The sequence below is a fragment of the Anaplasma marginale str. Florida genome (assembly GCF_000020305.1).
In the GTDB taxonomy this organism is placed as follows: domain Bacteria; phylum Pseudomonadota; class Alphaproteobacteria; order Rickettsiales; family Anaplasmataceae; genus Anaplasma; species Anaplasma marginale.
In genome coordinates, this window is record NC_012026.1 from 386,672 (window position 1) to 407,874 (window position 21,203).

At 49.9% G+C, this 21,203-nt stretch carries 21 protein-coding genes; 8 read left to right on the top strand and 13 right to left on the bottom strand.

The window, feature by feature from the left end; genetic code table 11:
- Positions 1–41 precede the first annotated feature (41 nt).
- Both fabI and dnaA read left to right on the top strand, forming a co-directional pair.
- On the top strand, positions 42–845 hold the full coding sequence (fabI, locus tag AMF_RS06650; protein ID WP_044051808.1) for an enoyl-ACP reductase FabI: 804 nt from the start codon (positions 42–44) through the stop codon (positions 843–845).
- 241 nt (positions 846–1,086) lie between these two features.
- A complete protein-coding gene (gene dnaA / locus AMF_RS06655; RefSeq protein ID WP_010263982.1) occupies positions 1,087–2,502 on the top strand; it encodes a chromosomal replication initiator protein DnaA in 1,416 nt (471 codons plus the stop codon).
- A 103-nt stretch (positions 2,503–2,605) separates the two neighbouring features.
- Here the strand turns inward: dnaA and AMF_RS06660 are convergent, their stop codons facing one another.
- Positions 2,606–3,601, bottom strand: a complete 996-nt coding sequence (locus tag AMF_RS06660) for a hypothetical protein (RefSeq protein ID WP_012658900.1) — start codon at positions 3,599–3,601, stop codon at positions 2,606–2,608.
- Between the two features lie 241 nt (positions 3,602–3,842).
- On the opposite strand from AMF_RS06660, the gene AMF_RS06665 reads away from it, so the two are divergent.
- A complete protein-coding gene (locus tag AMF_RS06665) occupies positions 3,843–4,385 on the top strand; it encodes a nicotinate-nucleotide adenylyltransferase (protein ID WP_227013255.1) in 543 nt (180 codons plus the stop codon).
- Positions 4,386–4,609: 224 nt separating this feature from the next.
- Positions 4,610–5,326 (top strand): pyridoxine 5'-phosphate synthase, encoded by a 717-nt coding sequence (locus tag AMF_RS06670; RefSeq protein ID WP_010263989.1) that lies wholly within the window; start codon positions 4,610–4,612, stop codon positions 5,324–5,326.
- A gap of 685 nt (positions 5,327–6,011) precedes the next feature.
- Here the strand turns inward: AMF_RS06670 and AMF_RS06675 are convergent.
- The 3 genes from AMF_RS06675 to AMF_RS06685 all read right to left on the bottom strand — a co-directional run bounded on the left by AMF_RS06675 (position 6,012) and on the right by AMF_RS06685 (position 7,962).
- Positions 6,012–6,287, bottom strand: coding sequence for an HU family DNA-binding protein (locus AMF_RS06675; RefSeq protein WP_010263991.1), 276 nt, complete (start codon positions 6,285–6,287; stop codon positions 6,012–6,014).
- Positions 6,288–6,496: 209 nt separating this feature from the next.
- Positions 6,497–7,369 carry a hypothetical protein gene (locus tag AMF_RS06680; RefSeq protein WP_010267408.1) on the bottom strand — a complete coding sequence of 291 codons (873 nt, stop codon included), beginning with the start codon at positions 7,367–7,369 and terminating at the stop codon, positions 6,497–6,499.
- Positions 7,369–7,962, bottom strand: a complete 594-nt coding sequence (locus AMF_RS06685; protein ID WP_010267410.1) for an L-threonylcarbamoyladenylate synthase — start codon at positions 7,960–7,962, stop codon at positions 7,369–7,371. The genes AMF_RS06680 and AMF_RS06685 overlap by 1 nt, the downstream gene beginning before the upstream one ends.
- Before the next feature lie 756 nt (positions 7,963–8,718).
- Between AMF_RS06685 and coaE the strand changes: the two genes are divergently transcribed.
- The gene (coaE, locus tag AMF_RS06690; protein ID WP_035017901.1) at positions 8,719–9,402 is read left to right on the top strand and encodes a dephospho-CoA kinase; all 684 of its coding nucleotides are present in this window, start codon (positions 8,719–8,721) and stop codon (positions 9,400–9,402) included.
- Between the two features lie 38 nt (positions 9,403–9,440).
- On the opposite strand, the gene thiC is transcribed toward coaE, so the two are convergent.
- The 4 genes from thiC to AMF_RS06710 all read right to left on the bottom strand — a co-directional run bounded on the left by thiC (position 9,441) and on the right by AMF_RS06710 (position 13,062).
- Positions 9,441–11,243, bottom strand: coding sequence for a phosphomethylpyrimidine synthase ThiC (gene thiC / locus AMF_RS06695; RefSeq protein ID WP_012658904.1), 1,803 nt, complete (start codon positions 11,241–11,243; stop codon positions 9,441–9,443).
- A 44-nt stretch (positions 11,244–11,287) separates the two neighbouring features.
- Positions 11,288–11,917 carry a Smr/MutS family protein gene (locus AMF_RS06700; protein ID WP_010267416.1) on the bottom strand — a complete coding sequence of 210 codons (630 nt, stop codon included), beginning with the start codon at positions 11,915–11,917 and terminating at the stop codon, positions 11,288–11,290.
- A gap of 100 nt (positions 11,918–12,017) precedes the next feature.
- Positions 12,018–12,404 (bottom strand): DNA-directed RNA polymerase subunit omega, encoded by a 387-nt coding sequence (rpoZ, locus tag AMF_RS06705; protein WP_012658906.1) that lies wholly within the window; start codon positions 12,402–12,404, stop codon positions 12,018–12,020.
- 334 nt (positions 12,405–12,738) lie between these two features.
- On the bottom strand, positions 12,739–13,062 hold the full coding sequence (locus tag AMF_RS06710) for a helix-turn-helix domain-containing protein (RefSeq protein ID WP_010264009.1): 324 nt from the start codon (positions 13,060–13,062) through the stop codon (positions 12,739–12,741).
- A gap of 397 nt (positions 13,063–13,459) precedes the next feature.
- On the opposite strand from AMF_RS06710, the gene leuS reads away from it, so the two are divergent.
- The 3 genes from leuS to pyrF all read left to right on the top strand — a co-directional run bounded on the left by leuS (position 13,460) and on the right by pyrF (position 17,722).
- Complete coding sequence (gene leuS / locus AMF_RS06715; RefSeq protein WP_041660065.1) at positions 13,460–15,934, top strand: leucine--tRNA ligase; 2,475 nt, start codon at positions 13,460–13,462, stop codon at positions 15,932–15,934.
- A 323-nt stretch (positions 15,935–16,257) separates the two neighbouring features.
- Positions 16,258–17,046 carry a TatD family hydrolase gene (locus AMF_RS06720; protein ID WP_010264018.1) on the top strand — a complete coding sequence of 263 codons (789 nt, stop codon included), beginning with the start codon at positions 16,258–16,260 and terminating at the stop codon, positions 17,044–17,046.
- A complete protein-coding gene (gene pyrF, locus AMF_RS06725) occupies positions 17,036–17,722 on the top strand; it encodes an orotidine-5'-phosphate decarboxylase (protein ID WP_037350003.1) in 687 nt (228 codons plus the stop codon). The genes AMF_RS06720 and pyrF overlap by 11 nt, the downstream gene beginning before the upstream one ends.
- A 92-nt stretch (positions 17,723–17,814) precedes the next feature.
- Here pyrF and ccmE read toward each other — a convergent pair whose 3' ends face one another.
- The 5 genes from ccmE to AMF_RS06745 form a co-directional block, all read right to left on the bottom strand.
- Positions 17,815–18,237 (bottom strand): cytochrome c maturation protein CcmE, encoded by a 423-nt coding sequence (gene ccmE / locus AMF_RS06730; RefSeq protein WP_010267421.1) that lies wholly within the window; start codon positions 18,235–18,237, stop codon positions 17,815–17,817.
- Positions 18,221–18,358 carry a hypothetical protein gene (locus AMF_RS10520; RefSeq protein ID WP_010264029.1) on the bottom strand — a complete coding sequence of 46 codons (138 nt, stop codon included), beginning with the start codon at positions 18,356–18,358 and terminating at the stop codon, positions 18,221–18,223. The genes ccmE and AMF_RS10520 overlap by 17 nt, the downstream gene beginning before the upstream one ends.
- On the bottom strand, positions 18,359–19,144 hold the full coding sequence (gene surE, locus AMF_RS06735; protein ID WP_010267422.1) for a 5'/3'-nucleotidase SurE: 786 nt from the start codon (positions 19,142–19,144) through the stop codon (positions 18,359–18,361).
- A 958-nt stretch (positions 19,145–20,102) separates the two neighbouring features.
- Positions 20,103–20,666 (bottom strand): NADH-quinone oxidoreductase subunit C, encoded by a 564-nt coding sequence (locus tag AMF_RS06740; RefSeq protein ID WP_010264046.1) that lies wholly within the window; start codon positions 20,664–20,666, stop codon positions 20,103–20,105.
- A gap of 5 nt (positions 20,667–20,671) precedes the next feature.
- Positions 20,672–21,199 (bottom strand): NuoB/complex I 20 kDa subunit family protein, encoded by a 528-nt coding sequence (locus AMF_RS06745; protein WP_011114280.1) that lies wholly within the window; start codon positions 21,197–21,199, stop codon positions 20,672–20,674.
- Positions 21,200–21,203 lie beyond the last annotated feature (4 nt).

Consider the following 21,203-nt stretch of genomic DNA (forward strand, 5'->3'; position numbering starts at 1 on the left):
TTTTGAGAGTTAGTGGGTTGTCTGTGCATACCGGTGGGCTGATGCGTGGCAAAAGAGGTGTGATTATTGGTGTTGCGAATGACCGGTCCCTGGCCTGGGGCATAGCTAAGGTTGTTTGTGAACATGGCGCCGAAGTTGCATTTACCTATTTTTCTGATGCTTTAAAGAAAAGAGTAGAGCCGCTTGCTGAGTCCGTTGGCTCTAAGTTGGTCATGCCGTGTGATGTTTCTGATCATGAGTCCATTGATAGCATGTTTTCCGTGCTTGAGAGGGAGTGGGGCAGCATAGATTTCATAGTCCACGCAGTAGCTTTTTCTGACCGCAATGAGCTTCAGGGTAGGTACATAGACACCACGCTAGATAACTTTTTGCTGTCTATGCATGTCTCCTGCTATTCCTTAACTGCCGTCGCCCGCAGGGCTGAGTCTATGATGGAAGGTGGGGGAAGTATTCTAACTCTCTCTTACTACGGCGCTGAGAAGGTGGTTCCCAACTATAACGTGATGGGTGTTTGTAAAGCGGCTCTTGAGGCCAGTGTCAGGTACCTTGCGGTTGATTTGGGCAAGAAGCAGATTAGGGTGAATGCGATATCTGCTGGCCCTGTGCGTACTTTGGCTGCTGCGGGCTTGGGCGGGTTCCGTTACATATTGGCTTGGAATAGATATAATGCTCCCCTCAGACGTAATACCAGTATCGAAGAAGTTGGAGGTGCCGCTATGTACCTGTTGAGTGATTTGGGTAGGGGGACTACCGGGGAAGTCTTGCATGTGGATTCTGGATATCATGTTGTGGGAATCAAGGATGCTGATGCTCCGGACATAACTCGCGTTAAGGATGAAGTCTAGGCTCAGGTGTTGCCCTTTTGCGTGTCGGTGGGTTCTAGTTTTAGGTGTGTGTTGTCCTTCGTGTATGGTGCATGGGTTGCTTACTGTTGGTAAATGTGCAGCAATTGGCGCGCATGGGTGCCGTGCTGCGCTCTACTGCCGTCAAACTCTTTGTGGGGGCGTTATGATGCGATAATGCTCTGTGCGTTTATTAAGACTTATGTGACACAAAGTAGGTGGTGTATTATTTGGGTTTGGCTTTATGGTTGATGTATCCGAAACTACTGAACGCTGCGTGGTTCACAAAAGGCAGGGGCAAGATGGAGGCGATGCGGCATGGCGCGGTGTTCAGAAAAAGTTGCGGGATTTTTACGGCAGCGCCATATACGACAGTTGGCTAAGCGCACTGGTGTATTCCGGCAATGAAAACGGCCGGGTCGTCTTGCTTGTACCCACTAGGTTTATCAAGGAGTGGATTCTCGTACACTACTTGGAACGCATCCTCAAATATTGGCAAGACGAAAGCGACGCCGTCTATTCCGTAGACATATGCGTGAGCGATGGCGTTGGTGTGCAGCCACAAATGGCCGAACACCCCGATGGGGCGGTAGATGGCCCGCCTGTGGTGATGGTAGGCGGCACTTATGATCACCTGAGCTCTCCTCTGGATCCGAGATTCACTTTTGACAATTTTGTCGTTGGCAAACCAAATGAGTTGGCGTTTGCTGCTGCCAGGAGAGTTGCAGAGTCTTCTGCCCCCATTCCTGGAAGTAATCCGCTGTTCCTATACGGGGGAGTGGGGTTAGGTAAAACGCACCTCATGCATGCCATAGCGTGGTATATACTCAACTCTTCTGTGAAGCGGAAAATCGCGTATCTATCCGCTGAAAAGTTCATGTACCAATATGTTACCGCGCTGCGGAGTAAAGACATCATGCTGTTCAAAGAGCAGTTTCGCTCGGTCGATATCCTCATGGTTGATGACGTGCAGTTCATAAGCGGGAAGGACAGCACACAGGAGGAGTTCTTTCATACCTTCAATGCCCTAATAGACCAGAATAAGCAGTTGGTGATTTCTGCGGATAGGTCCCCTAGCGATTTAGACGGCGTTGAGGACAGAATAAAATCCCGTTTGGGGTGGGGGTTGGTTGCCGATATAAACGAGACCACCTTCGAACTGAGGCTTGGCATTCTGCAACTTAAGATCGAAAAGATGGGCGTGCACGTGCCCAACGAAGTTCTGGAATTTTTGGCCAAGAACATAAAATCCAACATCAGGGAGCTGGAGGGTGCGCTGAACAAGGTTGTGGCCCATTCTTCTTTGGTTGGTAGTAGCGTCACAATTGAGTCTGCGAGCGGCATACTGTCTGATTTGCTCAGGGCCAACCACAGGATGGTTACTGTTGGTATGATCCAAAAAAAGGTGGCCGAGTTTTTTGGCATTAAGCTTGAGGACATGTACTCTGCAAGGAGGTTGCGGGCCCTAGCCAGACCGAGACAAGTTGCTATGTACCTAGCCAAACGGCTCACTCAGAAAAGTCTGCCTGACATCGGTAAAAGCTTTGGGGGGAGGGACCATGCAACGGTTATCCACGCCGTGAAGCAGATAGAAAAGTTCATGGAAGATGACGCCAAGCTTGCTGACGATATAAACCTCTTGATCCGAATGCTCAGATAGCCGCGCCTGGAGCCGCTGTCTTGTGTGTTGCTGGTGTGTAGGCGCACAAAATTCTGGTTCCAGCTTTGTCCGCTGTGGTGCAGCAGGTCGAGGATGTTTCTTGCTAGCTACTGCGGTGCCTGAGGTCTTGGTTAACTTCAACTTCGGACTTTTTACGCTCCTCTCTGAGGGCGAACGTTTCATCTTCTCGCGGTTTTGCCCAGGTTTGCTGTCTTGGCTCATCTCTGGAGAACATTCTCGCGGCAACATGCCCGCCTAATGGGTTGTGTATACTAGCAGTAGTTGCTCTGTCGTCAGCAGTTACAGTTCTCATTGCTCCCACCACGGCGAGAGCCGCCTGTATCGGGAATATCGTGGCTACCATTCCCCCGCTACCGACGATGCACAAGAGGCATACTATCGCGATCGCGCTTGTCACACTACCCAAAAATTCGGGACACATCACATCCGAGCTCCTCGGAGGTTTTTTAGTTCTTATCATATTCTGTATAAACTCTAGTGCGCTTTTTGCCACAGCCTTCATATCGCCATCGCCCCCAGTAATCATCTTCATTTTTTCTGCTACTGATTCCATTGTAGAGGCTTTTTGCTTGGCGTATTGCGCTTCGCGTTTGCTCTGCTCTTCTCGCAAGTCACTTTCAGACAGTGTGTTGGCGAGGTTAGACGCCACGTCGACGAAAGCAACAAGCTTCCGAAAATCTTCACTATCCAGAGAATTTACGTACTCAGTGGGGGTTTTGAGCTTCGTAAGCTTATACATTGCTAGCTCAAGATTAAACCTGGATTCATTGTCACCGTGAGGTAACTCTGAGTCAATATATCCGCTGAGAACGCCAGCTTTTGTGTCGCCAAATGCACGCCTGATTTCTGGCCTTGCTGTGCCGTTCAGAAATGCATCCTGCGCTTTCTGTATTGCTGCCTGCCCCTCTTTCGAACTTGCAAGATTCTGCAAGGCCTCCATACTGTCGACCTGGTTGGCTTGTTGCGCAACAAGTTTTGCAATCTCGGCAGACACGGCCTCTTCCACAGCCTTGTCTACCTCATTGGTTACAGCTGTGCACGCAGCAACAATTCCCTCTGCATCCATTAAGGCCCGCATTGGTATACCTCCATATGCTTAAACTATTGTAACACCCAACCCCGCAAGCGCGATACGCAAGCGGCTGCTGGAGCGGCATATGACCGCAACTGAAGAGTTGTGCAAATGCCCAAGACTTCCTGCCGCGCGGCACGCAACGAACGCGGCCAACGCAGTGAGTGTAGGGTTAGCACAAATGTATTGCAACCGAATTAATTATGATCTTGAATACCAACATGCCGCCGTTGCGATAAGGTGCTTTGTGGTAGTTGGAATACTTGGAGGGTCGTTTGATCCCCCGCATGAGGGGCACTTACATGTTGCGAGCAAGTTAATGAAACTGCTGCGGCTTGATGCCGTGTGGTGGATTGTGGCGATTAACCCACAAAAGTTAGCGGGTACCTACAGCTTGAAAGAGAGGATGTCTATGGTCAAGAGCGTGATTGCGCGCTGTAGGGGCATGAGAGTGATGTGTGCGGATAGCCAGTATAGTTACAAAATGGTCAGAAACTTACAAGCAAGATATCCACAAACCAGGTTTGTGTGGATAGCGGGTTCGGATACCCTATCAACCATGCATAAGTGGTATAGGTGGAAGCAGTTTTGCGAGTCACTGCCAATAGTTTTGCTGGAGCGCCGAGGTTATGTGTACAACGTCTTAAGAATGCCATTTGCGGTTTACATGGAAGATGAGCGCGTATCAGATTTAAAATTCCTACTCAAACGGCGCAGAGGGTGGAGTATCGTCAGAGGGAAAATTTGCGCCGCATCTTCGACGCAAATCAGGAATGCAATGCCCGTGTAGCGGCGAGCACGGCTCGTTTGTCGAGGCTTGGTGTGTATACCAGCTGCCGGATTACATAACGCAGCCAGGTGTATTGCATTTGAGGAATGAGAAAATCATATCAAGTGCCACCACAGCGTGTACAATGCGTATACTGTGTTGGCATGCGTAACAACATAATTGTTTAAAATTACGTGGTTTTGTTTTACCATTACTACCGCGTGCGGTGTTTGGGGAGTGTTGTCGTGCAGCTTGGTGTTAATGTCGATCATGTAGCTACCTTGCGCAATCTTAGAAGCACCGCCTATCCGGACGTTGTGAGGATTGCAAGTAAAGCTGTAGAGTGTGGCGCAGATTTTATTACTGTTCACCTCAGAGAAGATCGTAGACACATAAGGGATGGCGACGTCTTTGCACTGAAGAAGCACCTGGCAGTTCCTCTAAACCTTGAAATGGCTGCCACGCGCGAAATGTTAGAGATCGCAAAGAAGGTTGCGCCCCGATACGTTTGTTTGGTGCCGGAAAAGAGGGAAGAAATTACCACAGAGTCTGGTGTTGATGCGAAAGGCATGTTTGAAATACTTGCGCCGGTTGTATCAGATTTGCGGCAGAGCGGCATTGGCGTTACTCTGTTTATTGAGCCAGAAAAGGAGCAGGTGGATTATGCGAAAAAGTTGTGTGCAGATAAGGTAGAGCTGCATGTAGGTGCTTACTGTCTGAGTAAGTCGCAAGGGGAGCTGGAAAGAATAGCCAACGCAGCGGCTTATAGCCATGAACAAGGAATGGAGTGCCATGCTGGGCATGGAATAGACTACGGCACCGCGGCTACGATAGCTACGATTCGGCATGTATCTGCCCTGAATGTTGGACATTTTTTGATATGTGAGTCTCTGCTCCATGGGGTTGGGAGTGCGGTACGGAATATGAAAAAAATAATCTTGGAACAGCGCCACAACGCCTAGCACGTCAGGAGCACTGTCGCCTGTTATGTGGCGGTTCAGAGCTGTACCTGAAGTAGCAAACGCCGCGAAAGCGCAGCTCCGCACGCCACACAAATTGGAGGCGTGCTCACGATAGCAGGTAGGCTTTGTCCACCGCATGCCGCAGCCAAGCCAAAACCGTGGGCAGAACACACCTCCGGCGGTGTTGGCCTAAGAGAGCGCTGCGACACACGAACACGGCGTACCACACACGCAAAGAGAGACCGAGCCACATTAAACGCCGCCCACGCGGCACACCTCCCACACTGCGCCACGCACAACAGGGCATGGCAACACGACACAAAGCACACACGATAGAACACGCTAGACGCGCGAGAAAACCCCGCACACAACGCCGGCCCGTAAAACGCGCGAGCGCCGCCGCGACAAAGAGAAGGGCAGGAGCCCAACTAAGCGAACACGCGCCTAACCACCGCTAAAGGCAGCCTGGAGGACCATGATAGAACACGCACACGACAGCCCTCCACGCACATCCACACATAAGTACCAAACCGAACTCCAGATTATGCCAAAGTCCCCAACCCAACAAGACGCCACGGGCAGCATAACTCAAAAACAAGCTTAAACGAGAAACACACACACAGAGGAAACAGGTCCCCCCGAAATTGTCACCTACAACAAACAAAAAGCAAGTGCGGCAGTGTCTCTACACATTTACCGTGTCCAACAACTTTCTACTAGACCTGAATCTCACCCTTCTTTTTGGAGGTAGAGTTTCAAGACGTCCAGTCTTGGGATTGTGATACTTCTTCTCGGCGCACTGAATAACGTGCAGCGTGCCAACGTTGTGAAGACGGATGGAATGGTTAGTTTCCAGCGCAGTCTTAACCGCTGACATAACCACATCGTAGGCACTGCTCGAATCTTTCTTTGTGAAGCCCAGATTTGACATCAATGCCCTGACTATGATCTCCTTACTCATAAGTAAAACCCCTAACTTGACATAAGTTAATTGGACCTAGGATATTAGGTTAGTTCGTATAGTCAACTAAATTTGTCGCTATTACCTAACGCATCGTTAAGTGTCGGTGACTTTATGTAATAAACGCAGGGCATATACACCATACTATCGGTGCCGGCACTGTGTGTATACAAGCTCTGGTAGCGCATTTGGGAATATATTAATCCTTTTTATCCTATAGACGCACTATTGGTCGCTATTTCTAAGACTCTGAAGATAGTAACGTCTCTTTGGAGGCGCATGGTGCGTGCTGCGCGGAATACTTCCTGAGCTTTGTGATATCTACCTAGCATATCTGTCACGGTGCAATCGTCACGCTGCTCATCTTTCGTGCCCGCGTTTACAGCATCGCAGATAATGTCTGATATAGCCCTCAGCACGATATATTCTACCTTGTGTAGCGGTAGATCTGTTTCTAATATGCTTCCAATGACCGAGGGGTTTATTTTATGTATTACCGAAATAAGGTTTTCGTATAGCAATATTTCCTTTTCTATATCCTCCGTAACCATACCTGGAATTCCCGGATATATGCGTGTTATTTTATCGCTGAGCTGCTGCATATCGGGAAAATTGCGATCAATCACCAATTTCGTCTCCTCATGGCTTAGCTCATGCAGCGGTAGTATCACGCATCTGGATTTAACAACTACCGGGACGCGATGTACGTTATGGCTAATAAGCAGTATCAACGAGCCCGCGGGTGGTTCCTCCAGGGTTTTGAGCATTGCGTTGGTGGGACTTACGCTTAAATCATCAATGCTATCTACTATTACCACTTTACGCTTAGACCGTATAGCGGTCATATGCAAAAAGTGCCTCATTTCCCGGACCTTATCCACGCTTATTGGCTCAGTGGCGTTATCAATGAGCATGACGTCTGGGTCTGACTCTAATTCTACGGAACCTGTCACATGCTTGGCAAAGGCGCGAGACAACCTGGACTTTCCTATACCCCGCCTTCCGCATAGCAGCCACGTCACAGCGCTGCTATTCGCGAGCAGAGCGCGTTTTTGTGCGGCGTGTCCTATAACTGAATCCATTACGATGTTCCCCCACAAGACCTAACAATACCAGCAATTTTGTGCTCAGAAAACATGCCGATTCTCAATACCTTACGCGATTGTACATCAAAGACTGTAGAGCACATGCCACCAACTGCAGAATCATCTTCCATAAGCTCTGACACACAGTCACGTATTTCCTGTGGGATTTCCATAGCGCGTCTTGCACCCGGCATCCCAGACAGATTTGCGCTGGTAGCGGCTACCGGCCCTCCAAACTCTTCCAATATTGTGCGGGCCATTGCGTGGTCTGGTATCCGCACGCCAACGGTACCTCTAAAAAACTCACCTGGCAAACTTTGGGTGTCATGCAACGGCACCACAAACGTGACTGGCCCAGGCGATAGGCGCTCGATTATACCCCAGTCCTCGTCCTTAAGTGAGGCAAATTTTCTGATCGCGGCCAAGCTATTCAGCAGTATGGGTATGGGCTTGTGATATTGGCGCCTCTTGATTTCATATAGCCGCTGCACGGAATTTGCGCTCAATGCGCTGCATGCCAGGGCGTATAGAGTATCGGTCGGGAAGCAGACTATCTGCTCTTTCCTCAGTGCTTCAACAACTCGCTGCATTTTACAACATTACAACACAAACCTGGCATCGGTGAGATGTTACTGCACCGCTTGTCCACGAAAAAACCAGCCACGGGTACAGCACTTTAGTGGAAAAATGCACGCTTTTCAACATGTGACCGGGCCGCATTTGCACGCCGCACACACGACCATTGATGATGTTGCCTATTAGATTATACGAGCAACCAAAAACCGCCTCGGCCGCGAGGGCTCATATCCTTGATGTTACAACAGGTACGCACTAATGCTCAACTGTGTGGATGTAAACCAGTTGCATGGGTCCAGGAATTTGTTGCGTGTTCCCACCAGGGCCACTATGTGCGCCACACTGTCACACCTCACGGTGATAACGATTACAACAGGTGCAGCACGTCCTAGATGCTTACAGATTCGTTCAATAATTCAAAGTAACATGCGTTTTATATCGCGAAAATAGCTTCGTGCATCCCCATGGTGTGGGACCAATCTCTGCGCTTATTTAATGTGCCTCATCGAAGATTTACATAATGCCTCCCGTCCACGGTCAGCCAGTTATGCACGTTTGGCTGCTGTAATGTCTGGCAAACTTTTGGCTTAAGGGCGCACTCCTCCTGGGCTATTGCGCCGAAAAGATGTACTTACGCTGCCACGGCCCAGGACTGCTTAGGGGCTCCATCGGAACGCATGCGGTTATGGCAGTTATGGCATAGTAGCGCGTTATGTCTAGTGTGCTATGCGTCTGCTATGGTATACAGTACTGCAATTTATGGTGCTCATATGATAGTTTTTGGGCTTAGTGGAGGCGCGGGTTCAGGTAAGAGCACGGTGGCTGCCATGTTTGCCCAATCTTGCAACGCTGCCGTTTTTGATGCCGACAAAATTGTACATAGCATGTATTCCGGTGATGCTACAATCACTGGCTTGGTAGCCAAGTATTTCCCTGATTGCATATGCAACGGGGTGGTTTCTCGGGAGAGGCTGTCCAAGCATTTTTTTTCTTATGGCCCATTGTGGCTGGAATTTCAGTCCATTGTGCACTCCATTGTGTTGAGGCAACAACGTAAATTCATTCTGGAGCAGGGTAAAATAGGGCGCGATTATGCGGTGTTAGATGTTCCTTTGCTGCTGGAGGCGGGATTCTGGCGATGTTGTGACTTCGTTATAAATGTTGACGTTCATAAATCCCTGCAATGGCATAGACTGAGGCAACGTGGCCTTTCGGAGCGAGAGATAGAGTTTTTACTCTCTTTGCAGATGCCGCGCGGAAGTAGGCGCAACTTTGCCGATTTTTATGTAAATTGTGGTGAGCGCAAAGGAGAGGTACTGAAGAGCGTACTGCAAATTGTAGGGAGCTTAAATGCCGGCAGGCACCGCTTCCGAGTTGCGAGGAAAAAACTCGCGATGCGCAGCACGCTGGACCGGCACGCGTCTACAATGGCTTCTCAGCCTGACGCCTGCTAGCAATTTTTCGGATACAGCGGCTTCCTCGCGATTGTAACCTATTGGTCTACCAACTCTTTGCTCAGTTTCATTGAGCAAAATTTCGGCCCACACATGGAACAGAAATTTGCAGTTTTGCCTCCCTTGCCGGGCAGAGATTCATCGTGTAGCGACTTTGCAGTTAGCGGGTCTAGCGAGAGATTGAACTGATCGTACCATCGGAAATCAAACCTTGCCTGGCTCAGCGCGTAATCTCTAGCATAGGCGGATGGATTTCCTTTTGCCAGATCAGCGGCGTGTGCCGCAATTTTATAGGATATCACCCCCGCTTTTACGTCATCAATATTCGGCAGCCCTAAGTGCTCTTTTGGAGTTACGTAACACAGCATCGCAGTGCCGTACCACCCGATCATCGCTGCGCCTATAGCACTAGTGATATGGTCATAACCCGGTGCTATGTCAGTCGTGAGCGGGCCGAGGGTGTAAAATGGTGCCTCACTACAGAGGTGCAGTTGTTTTTCCATGTTCTCTTTTATGAGATGCATGGGCACATGTCCGGGGCCTTCAACCATTACCTGGCAACCATGGTGCCAAGCCACCTTGACCAGCTCCCCGAGGGTTTTCAGTTCCAGAAACTGTGCTTCATCGTTTGCATCGTCTATGGAGCCGGGCCTCAGCCCATCTCCCAAGGAAAAGGCAACATCGTAACTGCCCATGATTTCGCAGATCTCATCAAAATGTGTGTACAAAAAATTCTCCTTGTTGTGCGCTAAGCACCACTGGGCCATAATAGCGCCGCCTCGGGAGACTATTCCTGTAACCCGACCGCGAGCATGCTTGATGTAGTCTTTCAGCACGCCGGCATGGATGGTAAAATAATCCACGCCTTGCTCCGCCTGTTCTATTATCGTCTCTTTGAAAACCTCGAAACTCAGATTCTCAACAACCCCTTTTACCTTGTTGAGTGCTTGATATATAGGCACCGTCCCTATGGGCACTGGGCTGTTTCTTATTATCCATTCTCTGATGTTGTGTATGTCACTCCCTGTGGACAAATCCATAACTGTGTCCGCTCCGTACGCGACGGCGAGCGCCATCTTTTTCACTTCTTCTTCAATGCCGGAAAGCACAGCTGAGTTCCCGATGTTGGCGTTTATTTTGACCAGAAAATTCCTTCCAATTACCATTGGTTCGGATTCTGGGTGATTAATGTTTGCCGGGATTATTGCCCTTCCTGCTGCTATCTCCTGCCTCACAAACTCCGGAGTGATCTCCTGGTGCGCAGCAGCCCCAGTTTCCGAAGAACCTACCTGCATGCGAAGCGCATTTTCGCGAATAGCTACGTATTCCATTTCTGGTGTTATAATGCCATTTTGGGCATAAAACAGCTGTGTGACCGGGCTACCTCCGGCAATTTTCCGCAGGACATTCTCTGCTGCTTTTTGATACCTAGTGCATGAACTCCCGCTGGGAACAAAACTTCTTTGCACGGGGGAAGTATCACGCCTGTTTTCGATCCAAGTGCTTCTTAACTTTCGTATGCCAGATTTGATATCCAGCTTGGCCTCGCGGTCAGTGTAGGGCCCGCCTGTATCGTATACAAGAAACTCAGACGTTCCGTTTTTTATGGCAACCTTACGCATTCCAACATTAACGTCAGAATACAAATTCCCACGCACGTACACTTTAGAGGATGACGGATATACTCCGGAATAATCCATAAAAAACCTAGAACTCGGGCGGAGTATATACCCTTTTGCATCGAGGCACAACACCCCTATGGCAGGGTGCCCATCTTTTTTAGGTTGTGAACAGCGATGAGTATCACACAAGTGGGTATGGTGTATATTGCAGGGGTGCACGCCGCCTTTCAGGCATGCCAGCCGGGTTTAGGATAGAACAGGCGTCACGCCTTCTTGTTTGTTCTCAATAGGATATAAAATGCGCCTTTTCCCCCATGTGCGGGAATTGCCTGCCTGTAGTAGAGCACCATATCAACTATGGAGTCCAGCTGTAACCACCTGTGTAAATTGCTTTTGATGCTGTTATTGCCGGAATTTTTGCTTCCCCATCCTGTGATAACGCGTATGCACCTGTGCCCAGATTGAAAACTGCTCTTTACAAACTCCACCAGACTATCACGTGCGGAGGCCTCGCTGTGTCCGTGCAGATCTATGACCTTATCTATCGGATACTTTCCCTTGTCAACTCTAGCCTTGGTTCCGGCATCTATACTGGAAAATAACCCATACTCTTCTGTGCAAGCATACAGGCCCGGCGACGATTGACGTTTTTGAACCTGTGCCCCAATGGCGCAAGCGCCTCCATTTTGAGTTAAAGCCGGGCTTTCCGTTGCTTGGGTGAGCGCCTGCCTCCCACGGCCACCAGCACAGCCTACGGGCCTGCTTATATCTGCTAGTTTCCTGCCAGCAGTGACCTTTTTCTTACCTTCGGCGATAGGGTGAGCGAGCTTAGCAACACTCCGCCACCACAAATCATCACCTGGACCGGAATCATCCGACTTATACTTATCCATAACAGGCACCAAACCCTCGGCAAGCACTCCTAGCAATGGAAAAGGGCGAAGCCCAACAGCAGCTATATACTAGCTGCCAAATATGGCACTTCTTAAAGCCTTATTCACCCCCTCCTGAGAAAAATTGCTCCTGATCAAGGAATGCAGCGGCGCTGGGATCTTTCTCCCTGAAGCTCTTACCTATCTCCTGGCCTGGCGCACTTTTAGGAGCTGCCTGACTGCTGCGTGCAGCCGCAACCTCCCGTGCGTTGGTAAACTCTTCAAGGTATTTTCTACACCTATTTACTGCCAGCTTGAAAACGGCAGCAAGGTCTAACTGCTCGCCTACTATTTCGCGCAACGCGACCACTGTGTTCTTGTCCCCCTTACGTGCAACCGCGGTGCACGCTCCGGAGCTTAGCTCATGCGCCCTCTGGCTAGCCAAGATCACCAGCCTGAATCTGTTGCCATCATAGCAAGAGAAATACCCAGAATCACCTTCCCGCATCCTACACCTGCAAAAAACCTTCCCGGATTATACGGGCCTATCACCCACATTGCAACAAAATACCTTCCCCTGTAAGCGCTTGTGGACGGTATGAGATTGATATCCGTTGTGTAGGTGTATGCTCCACTGCCTGGCCACAATAAGTTTGAATGGTTTGGGGTGTTGAGAACTTTGTGATATGGTGCGTCACAACATCAGGTGGCATGCGGCTTGACACAGCGCACCACCGACGAGGTGCGGCTGATACGTAATACGGCAGCCGCTGGGCTCTGGATTCAGGGAATGTGCAACAATGGGCTTGTCGTGCAGGGGAATGCTCCGCGCACTCCCGAGGTCAGTAGTCGTCTTTTGACAGCACTATGAGGTTTATTGCGTCCAAGTTGCCTGCAGCCTGTTCTTCCACGTTTGAGAGCCCGGTCTTTCTCATTGAGACTGAAAGTTCTATCTTGCAGTGTAATCTGAGTAGGAATACCAGCAGTCTCTCTAGAGAGAAACCTGCCGCTTTGCCGTTGATTATCTGAGAGACTTTTGGCTGATCTACCCCGAGCACCTTGGCCGCAGCTATCTGATTCCACTGACTCTTATGTATGATTTCCTTTATTATGCCTAAAATCTGAGGCTTTATCTTTTGTCCACTGGGTGCACGCTTTTCTGTCATAGAACTCTCCATCCGGTATCGGGAACGTATATCTTTTTGCGACTATTTTTATACAACGAAGGGCATACCAACAGCCGATTCGATGCTTATCCAACAACGCTGCGACTATAGCTTATGTAGAATGGTATCATATTTATATACAATTGATTAATTTTCTAATAAAGCATAGGTCAAACTTGTTGCGTCAAGCAAATCAGCCTCTGCTTAGGGTTGTAATTCTTATGACAGTTATATACTAACGGTGCACACACTTATGCATGGCAAAGATGCATCCCGGTGCAGAGTTTGTATGCTATGATTGCATATTTTTATGTGTCAGGTTGTGATGTACTTAGTAGGCATAACGTTTATAATCTGAACGGCATGTTGACTTGTCAGCGGGTTGGAATTTTTTGGTATGGGTTATAACTTTAAGCTTGTCGAGCAAGAAATACAAAAGCGGTGGGATTTTAAAATTGCGGGGAATGATGGAATAAACTGCTATGTTTTGGGGATGTTTCCTTATCCCTCTGGAAATATCCACATGGGGCACATACGCAACTACACAATTGGCGATGTGATCGCAAGGTACAAACGCGCGCATGGGCTCAAAGTTCTGCATCCCATAGGGTGGGATGCGTTTGGGCTTCCTGCAGAAAATGCTGCGCTGTCATACGGAGTCAACCCCGCGGTGTGGACCGAGCGCAATATAGAGTCTATGCGCAAGCAATTGAAATCTATTGGCATCTCGTACAATTGGGATAGAGAGCTTGCCACCTGCAAGGAAGACTATTACAAACACGAGCAGGCTTTTTTTCTCGATTTCTTGCAGCAAGGTCTGGCCTACCGTAAAGAATCCTGGGTAAATTGGGATCCGGTAGACAACACAGTACTGGCCAACGAACAGGTTGTAGACGGCAGAGGCTGGCGGTCTGGTGCAAAAATTGAGCGTCGAAAACTGTCCCAATGGTTTCTAAAAATTACCGATTTTGCCGACAGCCTGCTTGACGGGCTAAAAACCCTTGATGGCTGGCCGGAGAAGGTCAAGCTCATGCAAGAGCGGTGGATAGGCAAGACTGAGGGAGTTATTCTCGAGTTTGCAACCAGCTGTGGACAGAAACTGGAAGTATTTTCCACAATGCCGCATATGCTATTTGGGGCATCTTTCTGTGCAGTATCGGCCGAGCATCCCATATTACGGCATGTCACTGATGAGGCTTTTTCTGCGCGTGTGCGCGGCATTATTGAGTGTTCAGGTGATGAGGAAAAGCAGAAAATAGGTGCGGATACCGGGCTTTTTGCTACGCACCCGCTTCTGGACCGTAAACTACCGATCTACGCTGCAAACTATGTGCTGTCAGAATACGGCACGGGTGCGGTTTTTGGGTGTCCTGCACACGATCAACGGGATTTTGAATTCGCGGTCGCGCATGGCCTCGACATATACCAGGTAGTATTTCCCGATGATGGTGTGCAATATGACCTGCAGAAGGAGGCTTATTCTGGGGATGGCACGTATAGGAACTCTGAATTTCTGAACGGCCTCAGAGTTGATGCAGCTCGGAATGCCATGATACAAAAACTAGAGTCTATGGGCGGCTGTAGGCGGGTTACGAACTACCGTTTGCATGATTGGGGCATATCCAGGCAGCGCTATTGGGGGTGCCCAATTCCGGTAGTACACTGCGAGAAGTGTGGTATAGTGCCGGTGGATAGGCAGGATCTGCCCATCTCTTTGCCCGAGGAGGTGGATTTTTCAAGGGGGGGGAATCCTCTAGATCATCATCCTACATGGAAGCATGTTCAATGCCCAAAATGCCAATCAAGCGCCCAGCGCGAGACAGATACTTTTGATACATTTTTTGAGTCATCCTGGTACTTTGCGGCGTTCTGTAGCGAGCAAGGAGGCATCAACGCAGCCGACTGCAACAAATTGCTGCCCGTAGACTATTATATAGGTGGAGTGGAGCATGCCGTATTACATTTACTTTACGCGAGGTTTTTCTGCAGAGCACTTAAGAAATGTGGACATTTAGCGGTGGAGGAGCCTTTTCGCAATTTGATCACGCAGGGTATGGTTTGCCACTCCGTATATAGAGATGCAGCGGGGAACTACTTGTTTCCCGAGGACTCGCAACGCATGATCCGTGACGGCGAGGCCGTACAGCTCGGGAAAGTTGAAAAGATGAGCAAGTCCAAGAAAAATGTTGTGGATCCCAGCCACATCATAAAAAAATACGGGGCCGACACCGTGAGGTTATTTATGCTGTCTGACACTCCACCTGAGCGCGACATCGAGTGGTCAGATGTTGGGGTAGAGGGTGCATGGCGATACTTGGAGCGGTTATGGAGGTTGTTTGAGGACAATAGCTCCATAGGCGCAGATTTTGATACTGCTGACGTGAAAGCTGAAGACCGCGTCTATCTGTCAGGCATACACAAGCTTCTCCGGGGTCTAAGTGCGGATATGGAGCACTGCAGGCTCAACTGTGCGGTTGCCAAATTTAGGGAGATGAGCAACACGGTTTTTGAGATGGTAAAGTGTGGCGTGAGCCAGCAAGTAATCAATGAATCGGTATGTATTTTGCTCAGGGTGATGGAGCCATTTATCCCCCATATAGCCGAAAAGTTATGGGAGCGCATAGGAGGCGAAGGTATGTTATGTAACAGACAGTGGCCGTCTGCGCGAGAAGATTTGTTGACTGAAGATCTCGTCACGATTGCGGTGCAAGTGAATGGCAAGCTGTGTAGTACGCTTAAAGTGGGTGCCCAATGCGATGGTGAAGAGGTAAAAGCGGAGGCGCTGAAGGTTGCGCAGCGCAAGCTCGGTGATAAAGAAGTGCGCAACATTTACTTTGTGCCTGGCAGGGTTGTGAATATTGTGACGAAATAAAACCCGCCAAATTTCCGCATGGCCGTGCACGCTAGTCCTCAGGCCATTTGCGGTATGCGACTCAGGTTTTGAGCGATAAAGGACAGCGCTTGCCCTATAATTATAATGTAGAATTATAATGTGGGTGGAGTGCGACGCAAAAGCAGCCGAAGTGCGCACGCCACGCTACGTTGATATGATGGCTGCCAGCGAGCTTATGTGCACTGGTTCGCCGCACCAACCGGCTTGTTTAGATGGCCAACTGCGCGTTTTGCGAGGCGGAGCGGTGTTGTGTCTCTGTGGATACGTGTTAGAATACGGCAGCTCTTCGGCCGGGTTTGGATGTGATCGTAGATTCGCACTGCCACCTCAATCACTTTGATGATTCTGCGATACAAGATGTGGTGAAGCAGGCCACAGATGCCGGTGTGGCGCTCATGCAGACTGTTTGCACTACGCTGAGCGAATTTCCAACGCTGCTAAAAATTTCCAGTAACCATAAGCAGGTCTATGCATCAGTGGGGGTGCATCCATGCAACTCTGCAGAAGGAGAGTCAGTTTCTGCTGAAGATTTGATCGAATTGGCTAGGGGGGAGAAAGTCATCGGGTTGGGAGAAACTGGGCTTGACTTTTATAGATGTGAGGATGGCGCGGACTGCCAGGAAAAAAATTTTGTGGCCCACATTTCCGCAGCGAGGGAGTTGGGTTTGCCGGTAATCATTCATTCCAGAAATGCCGATGCGAAAATGGCGGAGATTTGCGCCTCTGAGATGAGGGCAGGGGCGTTTAAGGGCGTGATGCATTGCTTCGCCTCGTCTATGGAGCTTGCGAGGAGCTCGCTGGATACCGGACTATATATATCGTTCTCCGGCATACTGACCTTTAAGAATGCCGCATCCCTCAGGGAGATCGCCAAGTTTGTGCCCAGGGACAGGGTCTTGGTGGAGACAGACTCTCCGTTTTTGTGTCCGGAGCCCCACCGAGGTAAAAAAAATTCCCCGGCGATGACGAAGCTTGTTGTAGAATGCTTGGCACAAATTTGGGGGGAGGCTGTAGAGGTTGTGAGCGAGATTACCACCAAGAACTTCTTTGCACTTTTTGACAAGTGTTCACGTCACTACAATGCGCAGTAGTCCGATAATTTGTGCGCTGGATATGATGGATATCACCCGCGCACTTGAGGTGACTAAGGCGATATCCGGCAAGGTTGCCATGGTAAAATTGGGGCTGGAGTTCTTCACTGCATACGGTATTACTGGTGTGCGGCAGGTAATTGAGCTCGGCGTACCCGTGTTTCTTGACCTAAAGCTTCATGATATCCCAAATACGGTGGTTAGGGCCATACATTCGGTCAAAGACTTAAATATTGCCATGCTTACCATTCACGTGAGTGGGGGGAAGGACATGATGCGCGCCGCGGCTGATGCCTTGTCTGATACAAATATACTTCTTGCCGGGGTTACGGTTTTGACGAGCATTGGCGGCGATGACTTCATAGATTTCGGAATACATGAGTCTTTGGAATCTCACGTCATGAGGCTGGTAGGCCTGGCTGTGGGTGCCGGGTTGCGAGCTGTGGTATGTTCTGCCCATGAAGTCGGTGTGATACGTGGCAGATATCCGGACATTACGCTTGTTGTTCCCGGAATTCGCTTTAATTCTGGAGTTGATGATCAAAAACGGACAAAAACACCCATGGATGCGCTGTCAGATGGAGCGAACTATTTAGTTGTTGGCCGTCCTGTGACCCGAAGCCCTGATCCATTAGCCGCAATTGACGAAATTCTCCGCTCCATAGGGGCGCACTGATTCTGCTTCGATTGCGACAATGTGTCCACAACGTGCCCGGGATGTTGTGGTCGCGGCCCATTTTGGGGCTTTTTGGCCGTATGGATGAATGTCTATTTCGGTTCAGGCAAGGCCTTTGGGATGGTATATTTTTTTGGCATATACTTTTCGTCATGCTTTGCCAACACCTCATCTGCCACAAACTTTCCATGTAGCAACCTTCCCTTTACCACCGCGCCTACGCCCTCTCCGAACAACGGGGGGAGCATTCCAGAGTAGACCACATTGAGCTCGGTTTTAAAATCCGTCAGATCGAATGATATGCTGTCGGTGCTTCTGGCTATACTGCCCTTAACCACCATGCCGCCCACCCTTACCGGTAGGTTAGACTCCCTCTGCGGGCCTGATAACAACTCGCTGGTGGTGTAGAAGAAGGATACGCTCTCTCGCAGTTCAGAAAGTATGAACAGCAGCGCGCATCCCGCAGCACAGAATGACGCGAGGACGAAAAGTAACCTCTTATGTTTCCTCTTCATTTTCCATTGTCATGACCTTCCTAAGCAACCTTCTAACCCCGCAGTAGTCACTAACCAAAAACGCCGCGAAGAAAAACAATACGGCGAAGCCAAGCGAATACGCCAAGTACACCGGATACATCTATTGTAACCCACAATACTTATCTAGAGTTGCGTGATCAGTCATACTGTGACCGATAGGGGTCACCACTATATACCCTTGCTCCAAAAGTTGTGTGTCACTCGCATTATCATTACTATTCGGTGATCTCATGTCGTCAAATACGTACGATACACAGCGCCCGTCGCCACTTGTGATCTCGCGCCGTTCCATCGATGGCCCATCCCATTTTATATGACCATCGTCGCAGCTATGTCCGGCAAACTTGACTCCCTGCACATCCGAGTACGGAACATTTATGCTCATGATGCACTTCCCATGCCACATTGTATCGCGCAACAGCCGACTAACCAGAGCCATAACCGATTTTCTAGAATTCTGCCACGACGTTTCGACATTGTTGTCACAGCGCTTGCCATTGTATTGCTGGCTGATCGCAATTGCTGGAACGCCGATATCGAATGCGGCAGCAGCTGCAGCAATAGTGCCGGAGTACGGTACCGTGAACCCGGTATTGGCTCCGTAGTTGATGCCAGAGATCACCAAATCCGGCCGCTTACCCGTACTAGTCATCTCACATATACCAATCACCGCGCTGTCAGCGGGGGTGCCGTGCACCACAAATTCCCGTTCTCCCCTCATATGTGTTTTAATGGGAGTCCGAACGCTTAGTGCCCTGCTTGCAGCACTGCAATCGCGTGCAGGTGCAGACACCCACACCTCAGCGAAATGCCCAGACACGACATCCCTCAAAACCCGCATGCCTACGGAGTCAAAGCCATCGTCGTTTGTGAGTAATACTCTCATTCACAGTATAAATATCAAAAGCCCCCCAGTATAGCACGGATCATGTCCATGCGCTTTTTTTAATTCGGGGCTTCTCGACAATAATTAGCATAAATGGTCCCGTGACAGATACGCTCTGTTTTGTTGGCTCGGCAGCATGATTTCCCAGGTGCGCGGCGTTCTTGGCACGGCATTCCGCGCGAGCAAACATCGGCCTATAACCCGCTGCACGGCAGAATGCACCCTCCCGCCTACAGAAAGCTGGAGATAGGCCCGTATGGTCTTTATCGTTCTACGGCACAAACGGAGGCTGGGTGCATATGGCCGTAGTATGACGACAGCGCGGTGCCAGCTCATGGTGCGAGTACTCGCACCTGGCCTAAGGCATACTCCCGCCGTACCTAGCGCAATCCCAAGCCTGCGCCGCTACACACGATCCAAAACCGTACTGCCTCCCTCCATGCACCCTCAAGATGACCACGCGAGGCAGCCACAGAAAAAAGTGTGCAGTTACTTATTCCCCTTCCACTCGCGATACAAATAGGTTGGACTGCGTGCATGTCCGTAATATTATTAGCGCGGTGCCAGCTCATGGTGTGTGTACTCTACACCCGGCCTAAGGCACACTCCCGCCGTACCTAGCGCAGTCCCAAGCCTGCGCGCTACAGCACCCGATCAAAATGTACTGCCTCCATGCACCCTCAAGATGACCACGCGAGGCAGCCACAGAAAAAAGTGTGCAGTTACTTATTCCCCTTCCACTCGCGATACAAATAGGTTGGACTGCGTGCATGTCCGTAATATTATTAGCGCGGTGCCAGCTCATGGTGTGTGTACTCTACACCCGGCCTAAGGCACACTCCCGCCGTACCTAGCGCAGTCCCAAGCCTGCGCGCTACAGCACCCGATCAAAATGTACTGCCTCCATGCACCCTCAAGATGACCACGCGGGACACTGCATACGACGACGAGCCAAGAATTATCTCTCCCCCTTCCACGGGGAAATAGCGTCAAAATTACGAAAGTCCTGCTGCAAATTCACCGGCTGATACACTACTTGTTTTTTTTGCAGGTCGTACCTAACCTCATCGTATCCGGTTAGAGGGAAATCTTTCAACATGGGGTGCCCAGTAAAGCCATAGTCAGTCAGGATTCTCCGCAGATCTGGATGTCCGTCGAACACGATGCCGTACATATCAAACACCTCACGCTCGAACCACCCTGCAGACCCGAACACCGAAGTAACAGATGGAACATTGTGCCCCTCGACCAGAGGCACTTTACAACATATTCTGGCATTAAACGCCACGCTCAGCAGCATATACACCACGTCAAACCTGGCTTCCCGGGCTTGATAGTCTACGGCGAATATGTCGGTCAAAATTTTGAACTTGCTCTTCTCGTCATCCCGTAATGTGGTAATACACTTAAGTAAATCTCCGGCTTCCAGCCGGCATTCTAATACCCCGTCGCTTCTGACCGCAACCTCCCGCTTCAGGATTTTACCTACGTGCTTTGTTACATGTTCTACACTTTGCTGCATGGCCCCTACGCCCCCCTCACTCCGGGGTTACCCCTTATTATCTTCTGCTGCAAACACAAAATCCCGTAAAGCAGTGCCTCTGCGGTTGGCGGACAGCCTGGAACATAGATGTCCACGGGCACTATGCGATCACACCCACGGACGACTGAGTAAGAATAATGGTAATATCCGCCACCGTTGGCGCAACTCCCCATCGAGATGACGTACTTAGGTTCAGCCATCTGGTCATACACCCTGCGCAGCGCCGGTGCCATTTTGTTCGTTAAAGTTCCAGCGACTATCATAACGTCTGCCTGCCTGGGGCTGGCCCTGAACATAACGCCGTATCTATCAAGGTCATACCTGCTGGCCGCTGTGTGCATCATCTCAACCGCGCAGCAGGCGAGGCCGAACGTCATGGGCCATAACGACCCACTGCGGGACCACCGCACCACGCTGTCGACCAAATCAGAAAATTTGGTGACGACAAAGCCACGGTCCTTATAGCCCTGCCACAGTTCCTGCTCCAGAACTTGGTGTTGCTGGTTTTCCATGTCC